A 13769-nucleotide genomic window follows, 5' to 3' on the forward strand; every position below is an offset into this window, starting at 1 on the left:
AACGCTGCTCACTCCATGGAGTTGCAGTCCACAAATAGATTCATCCCGCGGTTGGCGCGGTCGTTTGCAAATGCCTTCAGCAGCCAGCTCACCGCCTCTCGGGTGGGCCTGTCGTTCTTTCCCACCAGCAGGCAGCGGTAGCGGTAGCGGTTATTCAGCTTCATCACCGGCGCAGGGGCGGGACCCAGCACCTCCGGTTCTCCGGCCGCCAGCTCCGGCAGGGCGCAGAGGCGGCGCAGCTCTTCCCGCACTGCGACGGCGGCCCGGAGGACGGCGCCCTCCTCGGTACCGGAGACGGTGAAGGTGAAGAGGTCTGCAAATGGCGGAAACCGCCGCAATCGCCGCATCCGGATCTCCCGCTCATAAAACCCCTGGTAATCCTGCCGAGCCGCGCACTGGATCACATCGTTTTCCGGGGTGTAGGTCTGGATCACCGCCCGGCCGGCACTGCCGCCCCGGCCCGCCCGGCCCACCACCTGGGTCAGCAGGCTGAAGGTCCGCTCGGCGGCCCGGTAGTTGTCTACATACAGGGACAGATCCGCAGCCAGAACCCCCACCAGTGTCACCTGGGGAAAGTCCAGCCCCTTGGCCACCATCTGGGTGCCCAGGAGGATGGGAATCTGCTCCCGCTCAAACTTGTCCAGCAGCTGCTCATGACGGCCCGCGGCGGTGTCTGCGTCCATCCGCAGCACCTCCGTACCCGGGAACAGATCGTGGAGCTCCTCCTCCACCTTCTGAGTGCCGGTGCCCACGTGCTTCATGATGCCGCCGCAGACGGGGCAGGTGTCGCTGGATCGCTCCGAGTGGCCGCAGTAGTGGCACATCAGCCGTCCATTGGCGGAGTGATACGTCAGCGCCACGCTGCAGCGGGGACACTCCGGCACATGGCCGCACTCCCCGCACAGCAGATACCTGTTGCTGCCCCGGCGGTTCAGCAGCAGGATGCTCTGCTCTCCCCGCCGCAAGTTTTCCTCCAGCTCAGTGCGGAGGACCTGCCCCACCATCCCGGCGTTGCCCGCCCGGATTTCCTGTTTCAGGTCCGCCACCAGCACCTCCGGCAATGCCTGCCGGTTATATCGCCGGCGCAGCAGCGCCTTGTGATAGATCCCATGCTCCGCGTTCCAGGCGGTCTCCACCGCCGGAGTGGCAGACCCCAGGACCAAGGTGGACTTGTCCCGGGCGCAGAGGTATTTGGCCACGTCCCGGGTGTGATACCGGGGCGGGTTTTCCGACTGATAGCTGCTCTCCTGCTCCTCGTCCAGGACGATCAGGCCCACGTTTTTCAGCGGGGCGAAGATGGCGGACCGGGTGCCCAGCACCACCTGGACCTCGCCCCGGCGGATACGCTTCCACTGGTCGTAGCGCTCCGTCATCCGCAGGGAGCTGTGGAGCATGGCCACCTGGTCCCCAAAACAGGCGGAGAACCGCCGCATCATCTGGGGCGTCAGCACGATCTCCGGCACCAGGACCATGGCCCGCCTCCCCCGGCTCAGTATTTCCTGAACCAGACGGAGATAGACCTGGGTCTTGCCGCTGCCGGTGACGCCCTGGAGCAGCACCGCCTCCGGCTTCCCGGTCTTCGTCAGGGTCCGGATACACTGAAAGGCCGCCTCCTGTTCCTCATTGAGGACGATAGGACCGCTGGGTTCCACCGCCGTCAGGTCCGGCAGCCGCAGCTCCTCTTCCGCTGAAAAAGCCACGATCCCCGCCTTCTCCATCCCCCGGAGGGCGGCCATGGAGACGCCTGTGAAGTAGCATACCTCCGCCGCGCTCATCCGCCCCTCTGCCGCCAGGAGACGCACCGCCTCCCGCCGCTGGGGGGAGGATCGCTTTTCCGTCAGAGATGCGGCCTCCTCGGCGCTGACGGCCAGTTCCACCATCCGACGGGACTTGTCGCCGATCCTCCGGCGGGCCGCAGTCTCGCAGACCGTGACCCCGGCCTTCTGCAGTGCCCGCAGCACAGTGCCAGCCTCCTTGCCGCAGGCCTCCTCCAGCACTGACAGCTCTGCGGAGCCTCCGGCGGCAAACAAGGCGTCCAGCACCGGGGCGGCCCGTCGGATGCCGGTGGCCGCGCCGTCGGCCGCGCAGCGGTCCATGCCCTCTGCCACATGCCAGACCTCCCGGATCTGGTACCAGAGTCCGGCGGGCAGGATGGCCTTCACCGCTTCAAACAGCGTGCAGAAGTACCGCTGCCGCAGCCACAATGCCAGGGCGATGCCATCGCCGTCCAGTACCGGCCCTCGGTCCAGGACCGACAGCAGGGGTTTGAGCCCCTGCATCTTTTCACCTGGCGTCCGGGCCAGAATAATGCCCTCACTGGTGCGGTTGCCCCGGCCGAAGGGCACGGTGACCCGGACGCCGGGTACCGCCGTTTCCAGCAGCTCCGGGGGAACCAAGTAGTCATAGGGCTTGTCAATGGAATAGGGCGCGGCGCTCACCGCGATTTTCACGATCTCAGCGGTTTCCATGCCTCGCCCCTCCTGTTGTTACTGTGCCTCTTCCTCCGCCGGCTGTAGATCCTCCGGTTCCTCAATGGTCAGGTCCATGTTTCTGGCGTCCAGCTTGCCGTCCGCCACTTCCTGGATGGCCAGGGTGACGGGCTTCTCCGTCAGATGCTCGCCAGTCTCCTCCGCCTCGTCGGCGATCTGCCGGGCCCGGCGGGCCACCACGTCCACCAGCATATAGCGGTTGGGGATATAGCCGGTCAGCTTGTTCATTGCGGGATACAGCATCATAATGGATCAACTTCCTATCTGCCTTGCAGGCGTAAATTTATTTATGGACAAAGCGGGCGTCTCAGCGTCCGCTGATGATCTCCATGCGCTCCTGGGGCTTGCAGTGCTCCGCCGTGATAATGGCGTTCAGCTCCCCCACCGCATTCTCCACGGTGTCGTTGATGACAAAGTAATCATAGGTGTGGGCCGTCTGAAACTCCACTTTGGCCCGCAGCAGCCGCTTCTGGATCTTCTCGGGGCTGTCGGTGCCCCGCTCTGTCAGGCGGCGCTCCAGCTCCGCCCAGCTGGGAGGGGCGATGAAGATGCGCACCGTGTCCGGCCGCTTGCTGCACACCTGGATGGCGCCCTGGATCTCAATATCCAGGATCACGTCCTTCCCGGCCTCCATGGCATCGTCCACAAACTTCTTGGGTGTGCCGTAGAAGTTCCCCACATACTCCGCGTACTCCAGGAATTGGTCCATGGCGATCCACTTCCGGAAGGACTCCACGTCCATGAAGTGGTAGTGGATGCCGTCCAGCTCTCCGGGACGCGGGTCCCGCGTGGTGGCCGACACAGAAAAATACAGATTCTTCCGGGACTCCAGCAGGGCCTTGAGCACCGTGCTCTTCCCCACGCCGGAGGGGCCGGAGACCACAAAGGTCCTCCCCTTTCTCATATACACACGCTCCTATTCTTCGTTCTCTCTCTCTTCCTTCGGTGCGAACCGCTCCGGCGGCAGGGCCGACAGTACCACGTGGTCACTGTCCATGATAAAAATGGACGCGGTCTTGCGGCCGTAGGTGGCGTCGATCAGCATTCCCCGCTCCCGGGACTCCTGCACCATGCGCTTGATGGGGGCCGAGTCCGGCCCCACCACAGCCACCAGCCGGTCAGCGGAGACCAGATTGCCGAATCCGATGTTGATGAGCTTCATCTTCCATCACTCCACATTCTGGACCTGCTCCCGCATCTTCTCCACTTCCGCCTTCAGCCCCACCACTACATTGGCAATGGCCACATCGTTGCACTTGGAGCCGATGGTGTTGGACTCCCGGTTGACCTCCTGGATCAGGAAGTCCATCTTCCGGCCCATGGGCTCGTCGCTTGCCAGCATGGTACGCAGCTGGGCCACGTGGCTCCGCAGGCGGACGGTCTCCTCGTCCACAGCCACCTTGTCCGCGTAGATGGCGGCCTCCATCAGGATCCGCTGCTCGTCGACGGTGGTGCTCTGCAGCACCTCCTCCATCCGGGCGGTGAGCTTGGCGCGGTACTCCGCCACCGTCTCCGGCGACCGCATCTCCACCTGTCCGGTGTAGCGCTCAATGGCGTCCAGCCGGTTGGAGATGTCCTCCGCCAGCTTCTGCCCCTCTACGGCCCGCATGTCATTGTACGCGGCCAGCGCCTCGTCCAAGACCGCGCAGAGGTCGGCGCTGACGGTCTCCAGGTCCTCATCCGCCTTCGTGACGGTAAGGACGTCCGGGAACCGGGCCAGCGTCTCCGGCGCGGGCCGATAGTCCGCTGTGCCGCAGACGTCCGACAGCTCCCCCAGGGCGGCGGCATACTGGGCCGCCAGCTCCCGGTTCACCGCAACCTTGACCACATCCGCGGCAGTGGCGTCCACGGTGATGAACACGTCCACCTTTCCCCGGGACACCGCCTGCTGGACGTGCTTTTTCACCGCGTCCTCCGCAAAGGCATACATCCGGGGCATCTTCACGGTGCAGTCCAGATACCGGTTGTTGACGGAGCGGACCTCCACCGTGATGTCCCGCTTGTGCAGCTCCTGTCTTGCCCGGCCGTAGCCGGTCATGCTCTTAATCATGTGATCCCTACTTCCTCTCTTGTGGTCTCTCAGCAGCAGAACCAATAGCCGCCGCCATTGCAGAGCGCCCAGAGACAGCACAGGCTCATACAGGGATTTCCGCCGCAAAAGGTGCCGAAACTCCCGCCGCCGGGGCGGTATGCCGTGTCGTCCGTGCCCTCCATATACTCCAGCGCCTGCCGGTACTCGGCGTTGGTGGGGTCCATCTGGCAGGCGGTCCGGTAGTACCGCAGCGCCTCGTCCAGCCAGCCCCGGCGGTAGCAGACCGCCCCCTTCAGGAAGTTCCACTCCGCATTGTGGTCGCTGTAATTGGCCAGCAGCGCCTCCGCCCGGCTGATGTTGCCGGTGTTGATGGCGATGCGGGCCTGCTGGAGCACGGAGCTCTGACCGCTGTAACTCTGGGAGCCCCCATATCCGCCGTAGCCCTGATAGCCGCCGTATCCGCCGTAGCCGGAAGCGCCGTAAGAGGCCCCGCCGGAGCCACTCCCCCGCTTGCCGGAGGCCCGCTCCTTGGTGATCTGCTCGTAGGCGGCGTTGATCTCTTTCATCTTCTCCTGCGCCAGATCCGCCAGCGGATTGTCGTGGTAGTTATCCGGGTGGTACTTCCGGGCCAGCTCCCGATATGCTTTTTTGATCTCCTCGTCGGAGGCGTTCTCCGACACACCCAGTATCTGATAGGGATCGTTCATGTGGTCTCCTCAGCCTTCTTGTGTTTCTTTCTCTGTTCCCTGGGGGGCATTTTGTGGAAGGTGCCCTCCAGCACGGCCCGGCCCACGGCAAAAAGCCCGGTGTACACCGTACTCTCCAGCAGGGGGCGCCAGACGCCGAAGTCCCACAGCTCAAAGGCCGTGGCGATCATGTGGATGGAGTGGTCCAGCGTTCTGGCAAAGGCCCGGCGGCTCTCCTCGTCCCATTTGCCGTCCCGCAGGCCATAGCGCAGGGCCACGGGATTATAATTCCCGGAGACGGCGTCTTTTTGCAGGTCGTCCGCCGCGTCGATCAGATACACCCACCGGCCCAGGTGGTAGAGCATCTGCTCCAGCACCCGCCGCCGCACCGGGTCCTCCACCCCGGCAGCCGCTGCCGCTAGCAGCTGGGCAAAGGTATCTGCCGCCTGATCCATGGAGGGACAACACTCCCCCTCCAAGCGGCTCAGAGCCGCCAGCTGTTCCCGCACCCGGCCGTCAAACCCCGGCCGGGCCGCGGCAGCCTTTCGATAGCCGCCCCGCAGTGCGGCGGCGGAGACCCGGTAGCCCAACCCCTTCCAGAGGCCGTGGTCCTCCACGCCGTCCCGCAGCTGCCAGTAGGCCAGAATCACGCTCTCATCCGCCGCCAGCTCCAGAGCCGCGGTTGCGGGCTGGTACGCCCGGAGCCGGACGGGGCTGGACACGCACCGCCTCCGGCAGGGTGCAGCTTCTTCCGGATCCGACAGCAGGATGGCCAGATAGGTGAAGTCGTAGTTCAGGATCATCCGGGCCGCCGGGCCGTACCGCTCCCCCAAGGTGTGGCACAGCCCGCAGTATGCCCGCCGGAACCGGTCTGCCTCCTCCTGAGGCAGGATCTCCAGCGGGGGGCGTACATAGCCGAACACCGCCTCAGAACACCCGGACGATGTTGAAGGTCAGGCCGCCCCTGGCCCGCAGCCTGCGGTCATAGAAGATGGCAAAGACGATGCCCGCCGCGAATCCGGCCGCAGCCACCGCGTACTGCGCCGCCACGCTGTCCGTCAGCAGGGACATGATGACATACCCCGCCAGGAAGAGCACCACCGGGATCAGGTACACCAGTACCACGATCCGCAGCATATTCTTGGTGCTGCTCTCCACAACCACCTTCTGTCCGGGCCGGGCGCCGATGGGGTTGCTGGCCCGGGCGTGGACCGCCGCGCCGGTGACGCCGCAGCCGGCGCACTCCTCGCAGTCGTGTCCGCAGGCGGATTTCCGGGGTACGGAAATCTCCGCGTGGTCCGCATCTAAAATTCGTTCAACTGTTGCGATCTGCGTCATGTTGTCTCGTCTCCTGTATCTGGGGTCTCTCCGGCGGGCGTATCAGGCTCCGCCGGCTGATCGGATGTCTGTTCAGAAATGGTGACACGCACCTGATACGTCCCGCCGGAGACGCCCACGTCGTGCCCCACCACCGTCACCTCCGCGGGGACAGTGTAGGTGCCCACGGCGGAGCCGAAGTCCGCCAGATCCACCGTCACCAGAATGTTGTCCGAGGTAATGGCCCCCACATCCCCGCTGGTGCCGAAGATGGACACGGCCAGCTGCTCTGTCAGCAGGTCTACGGTCCGGTCCTCCGGCGCGTTCTCCAGAATGAAGTTGGTGGCCGTCACCGTGGTGCGCTGCATATCCTTGAAGGAGATGCGCAGCGTGGCGCGTGTGACGCCGCTGAGATTCTCGCATCCCTCCGGGATGGGAATGGCATAGCTGTAATTGGTGGTGCTGCCCAGCTCCGCCAGATTGAAATCGTCCAGAACGATGCTGTCCATGCTGTTCAGCACATCTGCCGGGCCGGACACCAAGATGGTGGACGGCTCGATCCCCCAGTCCACGTTGTACATGCGGGCGCCGGCGGACTCCACGAAGTTCATGGTCAGCTGCAGCTCCCGGGTGACATATACCGGCAGCGTCACCTGAATGGTCTCCTCTGTGGTCTGGAGGCTGGTGTTCTCCAGCAGCTGGTCGTTTGCGTCATAGAACTGGATGGGCAGCTCTCCCGTGACCGTGGAGGTGGCGTCCTCTCCCAGATCCAGGGTCACCTTGGCATAGCTGACGGCATCCACATCCTCCTGATCGCCCCGGACCTCGATCTCCGTGGGGCTGACCTGCAGCTCTCCGGCGGAGTAACCCTCTGCCACATTGCCGGAGATCTCGCACCGGACATCCACCGTCTTGTGGTACAGCTCCGCCACGTTGATGGTGATGACGGAGGGCGTCCGGTCGCTCACCGTAATATTCTGCCGGAAATACTCTTCCGTATAGCCGTAAATCACCGAGGTCACCGTCTGCACCCCTGTCCGGCTCACGTTGGAGAGATCCACTGTCACCCGGATATAGTCTTTGTCCAGCAGAGCCAGGTCAAACGCGGTCCCTTCCATCTCCAAATCCACGGTGCTGACGGTATCCTCGTCCAGCAGCATGAAGCCCCGCTCTGTAAGGACCGTCTCCCCAGTGTAGGTGATGGGCACATCCCGGAACCACTTGGTATGCATCACCGCACCGCCGTTGTTTCCGAAGTTGTCCACGAAGATCCACACCACGATGGCCGCCAGGATGCACAGGGCGAGATACACCGCCTTCTGCTTGGGATTACTTTTCATGGTTGTCGCCTCCCGTGCTTCCGGCCCGCAGCAGATTCATCAGGCTGAACTTGGGCTTGTCCTCCCCGGCCTCCTGCGGAAGCAACTCGTTCCGCAGGATATTGGCCAGCGTCTCCGGCTTGAGGTGCCGCTTGAGCATTCCCCCGATGGCCACGGAGATGGACCCGGTCTCCTCGGAGACGATGACCACCACGGCGTCGGCGTTCTCGCTCATGCCGATACCGGCCCGGTGGCGCATCCCCAGCTCCCGGGAGAGGTTCACGTTCTTGCTGAGAGGCAGCATGCATCCGGCGCCAAGCACCCGCCCGTTCCGGACGATGACGGCGCCGTCATGCATGGGAGCCTTTACAAAGAAGATGTTTTTCAGCAATTCGCTGGAGACCGCCGCGTCCAGCACCGTGCCGCTGCGGACCATGTCGTCCAGCAGGTTTTCCCGCTCGAACACGATCAGGGCGCCGGTGCGGGACTGGGACATCTCGGTGCAGGCCAGCACCGTCTGGTCGATGGCCTGTTCCACGGCGGTGCCGGCCTCCGCCCGGGAGAAGAAGGCGATGAAGCGGCGGCTGCCCACCTCCTCCAGGATGCGTCGGATCTCGGGCTGGAAGAGGACGATCAGCGCCACCACGCCCCACCTCACCAGCTGGTTCATGATAAAGTTGATGCTGTTCATATTCAGGACCATGGACAGCATCAGCGCCGCCAGAAACACCAGCACGCCCTTGAGCAGGCTGGCGGCCCGGGTGCTCTGAATCAGCGTCAGAGCCTTGTAAAACACAAACACCATAATCGCTATATCCAAAATGTCCGTGACCTTCAGCATCATCAGATACCGGCCGATGATCCCGGGCAGTGTGGAGAGCGTGACAAATTCCATTGGACGTCATCATCCCTTTCAGGCCATGAATATCTAGATTATATAAAATCTGCCTGTAGAATGCAAGGCAAACCAAGCTAAAATTCACGGTCTGTTCAGAAAGTCACCTCAGGATCTCCCCCATAGCCACTAGGAAACGGGATACTTCCTCCCGCGTGTTCCAGTGGGAAAAACTCAGCCGGACGGTGCCGGTGTCCAGCGTCCCGGCGGTGCGGTGGGCCAGGGGCGCGCAGTGAAGGCCCGCCCGCACGGCGATGCCCCGGTCTGCCAGGGCCGCGCCCAATGCCTCTGCGTCCATGTGCTCCGGGACAATGGAAAGCACCCCCGCCTGGGCCGCCAGGTCTGGCAGGGCAAACACCTGCAGTCCAGGGAGCCGCCTCAGGCCCTCCGCCGCCTGGAAGGTCAGCTGCCGCTCTCCGGCGCAGATGGCCTCCGGCCCCAGCTGGCGGACGAATCGGACCCCCGCCAGCAGCCCTGCGATGCCGGGCATATTGTGGGTGCCCGCCTCCAGCCGATCCGGCAGGAAGTCCGGCATCTCCTGCTGGATAGAGATGCTGCCGGTGCCGCCCTCCAGCAGTGTGCGGACGGGGACGTCCTTCCCGCACAGCAGTACGCCGGTTCCCTGGGGGCCGTACAGGCCCTTGTGGCCCGGCATGGCGATGAAGGCCGCCCCCAGGGCCGTCATGTCCAGGGTCAGCATCCCGGCGGACTGGGACGCGTCGATGATGAAGGGTACCTCCCGCTCCCGGCAGATAGCGGCGATAGCCTCCACCGGCTGGACGAAGCCGAATACGTTGGACACGTGGTTGCAGATCACCGCGTCCGTGCCGGGCACGATCAGGCGGTCAAAGGCCGCCGTCACCGCTGCAGGCTGAAACAGGGGCGCCGCCGCCACGGACACCTGGGCCCCCAGGGCCGCCAGGGGCCGGGTGACAGCGTTGTGCTCATATCCGGAGATCACGGCTTTCCCGCCGGGGGGCACCAGGCTCTTGATGGCAATGTTCAGGCCGTGGGTGGCGTTCATGGTGAAGGCCACCTGCTCCGGGTTCTCCAGATGGTACAGCTCCGCCAGCTCTGTCCGGCAGTCGAAGGCAGCCTCCGCCGCACGCATGGCGGCGGGGTATCCGCCGCGGCCGGGAGAGCTCATGGTGGCCATGGCGTTCCGCATGGCGTCCGCCACAGTCCGGGGCTTCTGGAAGGTGGTGGCCGCGCTGTCAAAATAGATCACGGTCTCACCTCCCGGAACGTCCCCCGCTGAGTCAAGAATATCTGAACAGGGTCCAAAGATTCCCTGTGAAGGGCCGTCAGGGCAGCCGTCAGGTCGGAGTCCGCGATCTGCACGGCGTAGGCGCAGCCCCGGTCCGTCAGGTCCCGGGGGGCCCGGAAGATCCGGCTTCGGATCCCCGACCGGGCCAGCGCCCGCTGCATCCGCTGGGCATAGGTCACCGAGCGGGCGATAATCAAATAGTGCTCCACAGACACTCCTCCTCTCTACCCATTCTATGGTCGGGAGGCGCGGACGTGCGAAAAGGACGCGCCCGAGGCACGTCCTTTTTTCAGGGGAGCCGTTTCAGCAGCGCCACCGCATGGGCCGCCATGCCGGAGCTGTCCCCAGTAAAGCCCAGATGCTCCTCTGTGGTGGCCTTCACATTCACCCGGTCCGCATCCGTCCCAAGAGCTGCGGAGAGGTTCGCCTCCATCTCCGGGCGGTAGGGGCCCACCTTGGGGGCCTGGGCGATGAGGGTGGCGTCGATGTTCACCACGGCCCATCCTCTCTCCTGCAGCAGCGCTGCCACCTGCCGCAGCAGCTCCAGGCTGGAAATACCGGCGTAGCGGGGATCGCTGTCCGGGAACAGCTTGCCGATGTCCCCCAGCTTGGCGGCGCCGCAGAGGGCGTCCATTACCGCGTGGGTCAGCACGTCCGCGTCGGAGTGGCCCAGCAGCCCACAGTCCCAGGGGATCTCCACGCCCCCCAGCACCAGCCGCCGCCTCTCCGTCAGCCGGTGGACGTCATATCCATGTCCGATCCGCAGATTCGTCATATCCGATCCTCCCTGGCCTGCAGAATAGCCTCCGCCAAAATCAGGTCTACCGGAGTGGTGATCTTCAGGTTTTCCTCGTCCCCCTCCACCAGATAGACCCGCTTGCCCAGCCGCTCCACGGCGGAGCAGTCATCCGTTATGGGGATGCCCCCCTCAACAGCCGCCTGAAGCGCGGCTTTCAGCAGCGCGCTCTCGAAGATCTGGGGTGTCTGCACAGCCCGCAGGGCCGCCCGGTCCAGCGTCTCCGCCACCGTGCCGTCGTCCCGGACGGCTTTGATGGTGTCCTTCACCGCCACCGCCGGGGCCGCCGCCCCGCAGCGGGCGGCCTGCTCCGCCACATCGTCGATGAGCTCCGGCGTCACCAAGGGGCGGGCGCCGTCCTGCACCGCCAGCAGCTCCATGCCCTCCCCGGCCTCCAGTGCTGCCAGAAGCACCGAGTGGGCCCGGCTCTCCCCACCCCGGATCACCTTGGTGCATTTGGTGATGCCGTAGGTCCTGCACAGCTGGGAGATCTCCAGAAAGTCCTCCTCCCGGGCGGCTACCACGATCTCGTCGATCCGCCGGGCCATCTGCAGGGCCGTCAGTGTCCGGGCCAGTACAGGAATGCCGTCCAGGGGCTGCAGCAGCTTGTTCACCCCGCCCATGCGGGAAGAACTGCCTGCCGCCGCCACCAGCGCGGCGCAGCAAGGGCGCTGGGCATCCCGGAATTTTTTGAAAAATGCCATGATCCGACCTCCCTGGAAATTTCTCCTGAAACAGCAGAATGTTCGCGGACATGGTCCGCGAACACGTTATCTCTGGATCTCCGGTGTCTGGAGCATGGCCTGCTCCACACGCCGCTCCACCTCTTCATAGCCGCTGTCCTCTGCCAGCACCAGCTCCGACAGCAGGATCTGGCGGGCCGTATGAAGCATCTTCCGCTCCCCATTGGAGAGGCCCCGCTTCCGTTCCCGGAACATCAGCCCCTTAATCACACGTGCCACCTCGTACAGATCCCCGCTCTTCATCCGCAGCAGATTTTCCCGGTACCGCTTGTTCCAGTTGCTGCTCTCCTCCACCGCCAAAGACGGGATAGCGGCAATCAGGGCTTCCGCCTCCGGCCGCTGGATGACCGAGCGGACTCCAATCGTCTGGCTGTTGGCGGTGGGGATCTTCAACAGCAGTCCACCCACCGGCATTTTGAACACATAGTAGTCCTGTGTACTCCCCGCGACCTTTTCCTGAACGATGGCGTCGATCACGCCGGCCCCATGCATTGGATGAACGACCAGATCCCCAACGCTGAACATGGTAAACTCCTTCCCATTTCCGCCGGGCGGTGACTGGAACCCGCTCTCTCTATTTCCACTTTTCTGTTTTCATAAATTTCATTATACCGGCTTTTCAGCAGCTTTACAAGCTTATTTTGAAATTTTTTTACTATCTTTTCCAGTGCCTTACACTTTCCGCAGAGAATCATCCACCCGCGGCAAGGGCATCAGCTCCTCCAGACACAGGTCCCCCCTGTACAAAAGAGCCGGACGGCAGATATGCCGCCCGGCTCCGGAGGATTTTGTTATCTCTTGTTGGAACGGCGCCAGATGTGCATCTTCTCCGCCTCGGCGATCAGCTCCTCGCGGAACTGAGGATGGGCGATGGCAATCAGGCCCTCGGCCCGCTCCCAAGTGGACTTGCCCTTGGCGTTGAACTTGCCGTACTCCGTCACTACATAGTGGAGGTTGGTGCGGGTGGCGGTGACCACGGACCCCTCCAGCAGCGTGGGCCGGATACGGGACTTCAGCTGGCCGCTTTTTTTGTCCATGTAGGAGGAGGAGCAGCAGATGAAGCTCTTGCCACCCTTGGACAGGTACGCGCCCATGACGAAGTCCTGCTGGCCGCCGGCACCGGAGATATGGTGAATTCCAGAGGACTCAGAGGACACCTGGCCGTACAGGTCGATATCCACGGCGCCGTTGATGGAGATGAAGTTGTCGATCTGAGACACCCGGGCAATGTCGTTCACATAGCTGACGGGAGCAGCCATGCACTCAGGGTTGTTGTCGATGAAGTCATACAGCTTCTGTGTGCCCGCCGCGAAGGCATAGGTCTGCCGGCCCCGGTCAAAGGGCTTGCGCAGGCCCGTGATGCGACCGGCTATGGACATGTCCACGAAGGCGTCCACGTACATCTCGGTGTGCACGCCCAAATCCTTCAAGTCGCTCTCGGCGATCATCTTGCCGATGGCGTTGGGCATAGAGCCGATGCCCAACTGCAGGCAGGCACCGTCACAGATCTCCGGCACCACCAGTTTGGCCACCGCCATGTCCACCTCACTGGCGGCTCCGCCGCCGCCCAGTTCATCCAAAGCAGGGTTCTCTCCCTCCACGATCATGTCCACGTCGTCGATGTGGATGCAGTTCTCAAACCCGCCCAAGCACACGGGCATGTTCTTGTTGACCTCCACGATGACGGTCTTGGCGCACTCGCACACAGCCTTCAGGTGGGAGCCGCCGGGACCGAAATTGAACCAGCCGTGCTCGTCCATGGGGGCCACCTGGAACATGGCCACGTCCAGGCTCTTGATGCAGTTGCGGTAATACCCCGGCAGCTCAGAATACCGCAGGGGGATGTAATAGGAGAAGCCCTCGCTCACGGCCTTGCGCTCGATGCCGCCCATGTGCCAGGAGTTCCAGCAGAAATGCTCCGCCGCATTGGGCACATCGAAAATGGCGGGCTTGTGGGTCAGGATACCGCCCCGGATCTTCACGTCGGTCAGCTCGCCCATCCGCCGGGCCAGCGCCTTATCCAAGGCATCCGCCGAGCAGACGCTCCAGCCGTAATCCACCCAGTCGCCGGACTTGACGGCCTTGACCGCCTCGTCGGCCGTTGTCAGCTTCTGTTTGTACACTTCCTGGTAGCTCATGTTGATCTTCCTCCTGTAATTCCCGTTTGTTGTATGATGTCATCGGTGTTGTCTTACATTGATTGTCAAGAGTATAACATACCAGCC

General features: G+C 63.6%; 16 protein-coding genes. All 16 read right to left on the reverse strand.

Annotation, left to right across the window (positions count from 1 at the left end; translation table 11 throughout):
• Positions 1–8 precede the first annotated feature (8 nt).
• Complete coding sequence (gene priA, locus DN611_RS07695; protein ID WP_119311021.1) at positions 9–2468, reverse strand: replication restart helicase PriA; 2460 nt, start codon at positions 2466–2468, stop codon at positions 9–11.
• An 18-nt stretch (positions 2469–2486) separates the two neighbouring features.
• On the reverse strand, positions 2487–2735 hold the full coding sequence (gene rpoZ, locus DN611_RS07700) for a DNA-directed RNA polymerase subunit omega (RefSeq protein WP_021749899.1): 249 nt from the start codon (positions 2733–2735) through the stop codon (positions 2487–2489).
• A gap of 61 nt (positions 2736–2796) precedes the next feature.
• On the reverse strand, positions 2797–3393 hold the full coding sequence (gene gmk / locus DN611_RS07705; protein ID WP_021749898.1) for a guanylate kinase: 597 nt from the start codon (positions 3391–3393) through the stop codon (positions 2797–2799).
• A gap of 12 nt (positions 3394–3405) precedes the next feature.
• Complete coding sequence (locus tag DN611_RS07710) at positions 3406–3651, reverse strand: DUF370 domain-containing protein (RefSeq protein WP_021749897.1); 246 nt, start codon at positions 3649–3651, stop codon at positions 3406–3408.
• A 6-nt stretch (positions 3652–3657) separates the two neighbouring features.
• On the reverse strand, positions 3658–4539 hold the full coding sequence (locus DN611_RS07715; protein WP_021749896.1) for a YicC/YloC family endoribonuclease: 882 nt from the start codon (positions 4537–4539) through the stop codon (positions 3658–3660).
• Positions 4540–4568: 29 nt separating this feature from the next.
• The gene (locus tag DN611_RS07720; protein ID WP_119311022.1) at positions 4569–5228 is read right to left on the reverse strand and encodes a J domain-containing protein; all 660 of its coding nucleotides are present in this window, start codon (positions 5226–5228) and stop codon (positions 4569–4571) included.
• The gene (locus DN611_RS07725) at positions 5225–6130 is read right to left on the reverse strand and encodes a DUF5685 family protein (protein ID WP_119311023.1); all 906 of its coding nucleotides are present in this window, start codon (positions 6128–6130) and stop codon (positions 5225–5227) included. The genes DN611_RS07720 and DN611_RS07725 overlap by 4 nt, the downstream gene beginning before the upstream one ends.
• Positions 6131–6134: 4 nt before the next feature.
• Complete coding sequence (locus tag DN611_RS07730) at positions 6135–6545, reverse strand: SoxR reducing system RseC family protein (protein WP_021749893.1); 411 nt, start codon at positions 6543–6545, stop codon at positions 6135–6137.
• On the reverse strand, positions 6542–7864 hold the full coding sequence (locus tag DN611_RS07735; RefSeq protein WP_119311024.1) for a CdaR family protein: 1323 nt from the start codon (positions 7862–7864) through the stop codon (positions 6542–6544). The genes DN611_RS07730 and DN611_RS07735 overlap by 4 nt, the downstream gene beginning before the upstream one ends.
• Positions 7854–8738 carry a diadenylate cyclase CdaA gene (gene cdaA / locus DN611_RS07740; protein ID WP_021749891.1) on the reverse strand — a complete coding sequence of 295 codons (885 nt, stop codon included), beginning with the start codon at positions 8736–8738 and terminating at the stop codon, positions 7854–7856. The genes DN611_RS07735 and cdaA overlap by 11 nt, the downstream gene beginning before the upstream one ends.
• A 103-nt stretch (positions 8739–8841) precedes the next feature.
• Positions 8842–9966 (reverse strand): aminotransferase class V-fold PLP-dependent enzyme, encoded by a 1125-nt coding sequence (locus DN611_RS07745; protein WP_119311025.1) that lies wholly within the window; start codon positions 9964–9966, stop codon positions 8842–8844.
• Entirely contained in the window at positions 9963–10214 is a 252-nt protein-coding gene (locus DN611_RS07750; protein WP_021749889.1) for a DUF3343 domain-containing protein, read from the reverse strand. The genes DN611_RS07745 and DN611_RS07750 overlap by 4 nt, the downstream gene beginning before the upstream one ends.
• Before the next feature lie 80 nt (positions 10215–10294).
• A complete protein-coding gene (gene ispF, locus DN611_RS07755) occupies positions 10295–10780 on the reverse strand; it encodes a 2-C-methyl-D-erythritol 2,4-cyclodiphosphate synthase (RefSeq protein ID WP_442950792.1) in 486 nt (161 codons plus the stop codon).
• Complete coding sequence (ispD, locus tag DN611_RS07760; protein WP_256264794.1) at positions 10777–11505, reverse strand: 2-C-methyl-D-erythritol 4-phosphate cytidylyltransferase; 729 nt, start codon at positions 11503–11505, stop codon at positions 10777–10779. The genes ispF and ispD overlap by 4 nt, the downstream gene beginning before the upstream one ends.
• Before the next feature lie 66 nt (positions 11506–11571).
• Positions 11572–12069: a CarD family transcriptional regulator gene (locus tag DN611_RS07765; protein ID WP_021749886.1), complete on the reverse strand. Its 498-nt coding sequence runs from the start codon at positions 12067–12069 to the stop codon at positions 11572–11574.
• Positions 12070–12335: 266 nt separating this feature from the next.
• Positions 12336–13682: a butyryl-CoA:acetate CoA-transferase gene (locus tag DN611_RS07770; RefSeq protein WP_021749884.1), complete on the reverse strand. Its 1347-nt coding sequence runs from the start codon at positions 13680–13682 to the stop codon at positions 12336–12338.
• Positions 13683–13769: the final 87 nt, after the last annotated feature.

Source organism: Oscillibacter sp. PEA192 (genome assembly GCF_003574015.1).
Taxonomy (GTDB): Bacteria; Bacillota; Clostridia; order Oscillospirales; family Oscillospiraceae; genus Oscillibacter; species Oscillibacter welbionis.

Bases quoted from the DNA above. Each gene is read 5' to 3' on its own strand.
- cdaA (WP_021749891.1), bottom strand. From the start codon at position 8,738: ATGGAATTTGTCACGCTCTCCACACTGCCCGGGATCATCGGCCGGTAT.
- DN611_RS07730 (WP_021749893.1), bottom strand. From the start codon at position 6,545: ATGACGCAGATCGCAACAGTTGAACGAATTTTAGATGCGGACCACGCG.
- ispD (WP_256264794.1), bottom strand. From the start codon at position 11,505: ATGGCATTTTTCAAAAAATTCCGGGATGCCCAGCGCCCTTGCTGCGCC.
- DN611_RS07715 (WP_021749896.1), bottom strand. From the start codon at position 4,539: ATGATTAAGAGCATGACCGGCTACGGCCGGGCAAGACAGGAGCTGCAC.
- ispF (WP_442950792.1), bottom strand. From the start codon at position 10,780: ATGACGAATCTGCGGATCGGACATGGATATGACGTCCACCGGCTGACG.
- DN611_RS07720 (WP_119311022.1), bottom strand. From the start codon at position 5,228: ATGAACGATCCCTATCAGATACTGGGTGTGTCGGAGAACGCCTCCGAC.
- DN611_RS07710 (WP_021749897.1), bottom strand. From the start codon at position 3,651: ATGAAGCTCATCAACATCGGATTCGGCAATCTGGTCTCCGCTGACCGG.
- DN611_RS07770 (WP_021749884.1), bottom strand. From the start codon at position 13,682: ATGAGCTACCAGGAAGTGTACAAACAGAAGCTGACAACGGCCGACGAG.
- rpoZ (WP_021749899.1), bottom strand. From the start codon at position 2,735: ATGATGCTGTATCCCGCAATGAACAAGCTGACCGGCTATATCCCCAAC.
- gmk (WP_021749898.1), bottom strand. From the start codon at position 3,393: ATGAGAAAGGGGAGGACCTTTGTGGTCTCCGGCCCCTCCGGCGTGGGG.
- priA (WP_119311021.1), bottom strand. From the start codon at position 2,468: ATGGAAACCGCTGAGATCGTGAAAATCGCGGTGAGCGCCGCGCCCTAT.
- DN611_RS07765 (WP_021749886.1), bottom strand. From the start codon at position 12,069: ATGTTCAGCGTTGGGGATCTGGTCGTTCATCCAATGCATGGGGCCGGC.
- DN611_RS07735 (WP_119311024.1), bottom strand. From the start codon at position 7,864: ATGAAAAGTAATCCCAAGCAGAAGGCGGTGTATCTCGCCCTGTGCATC.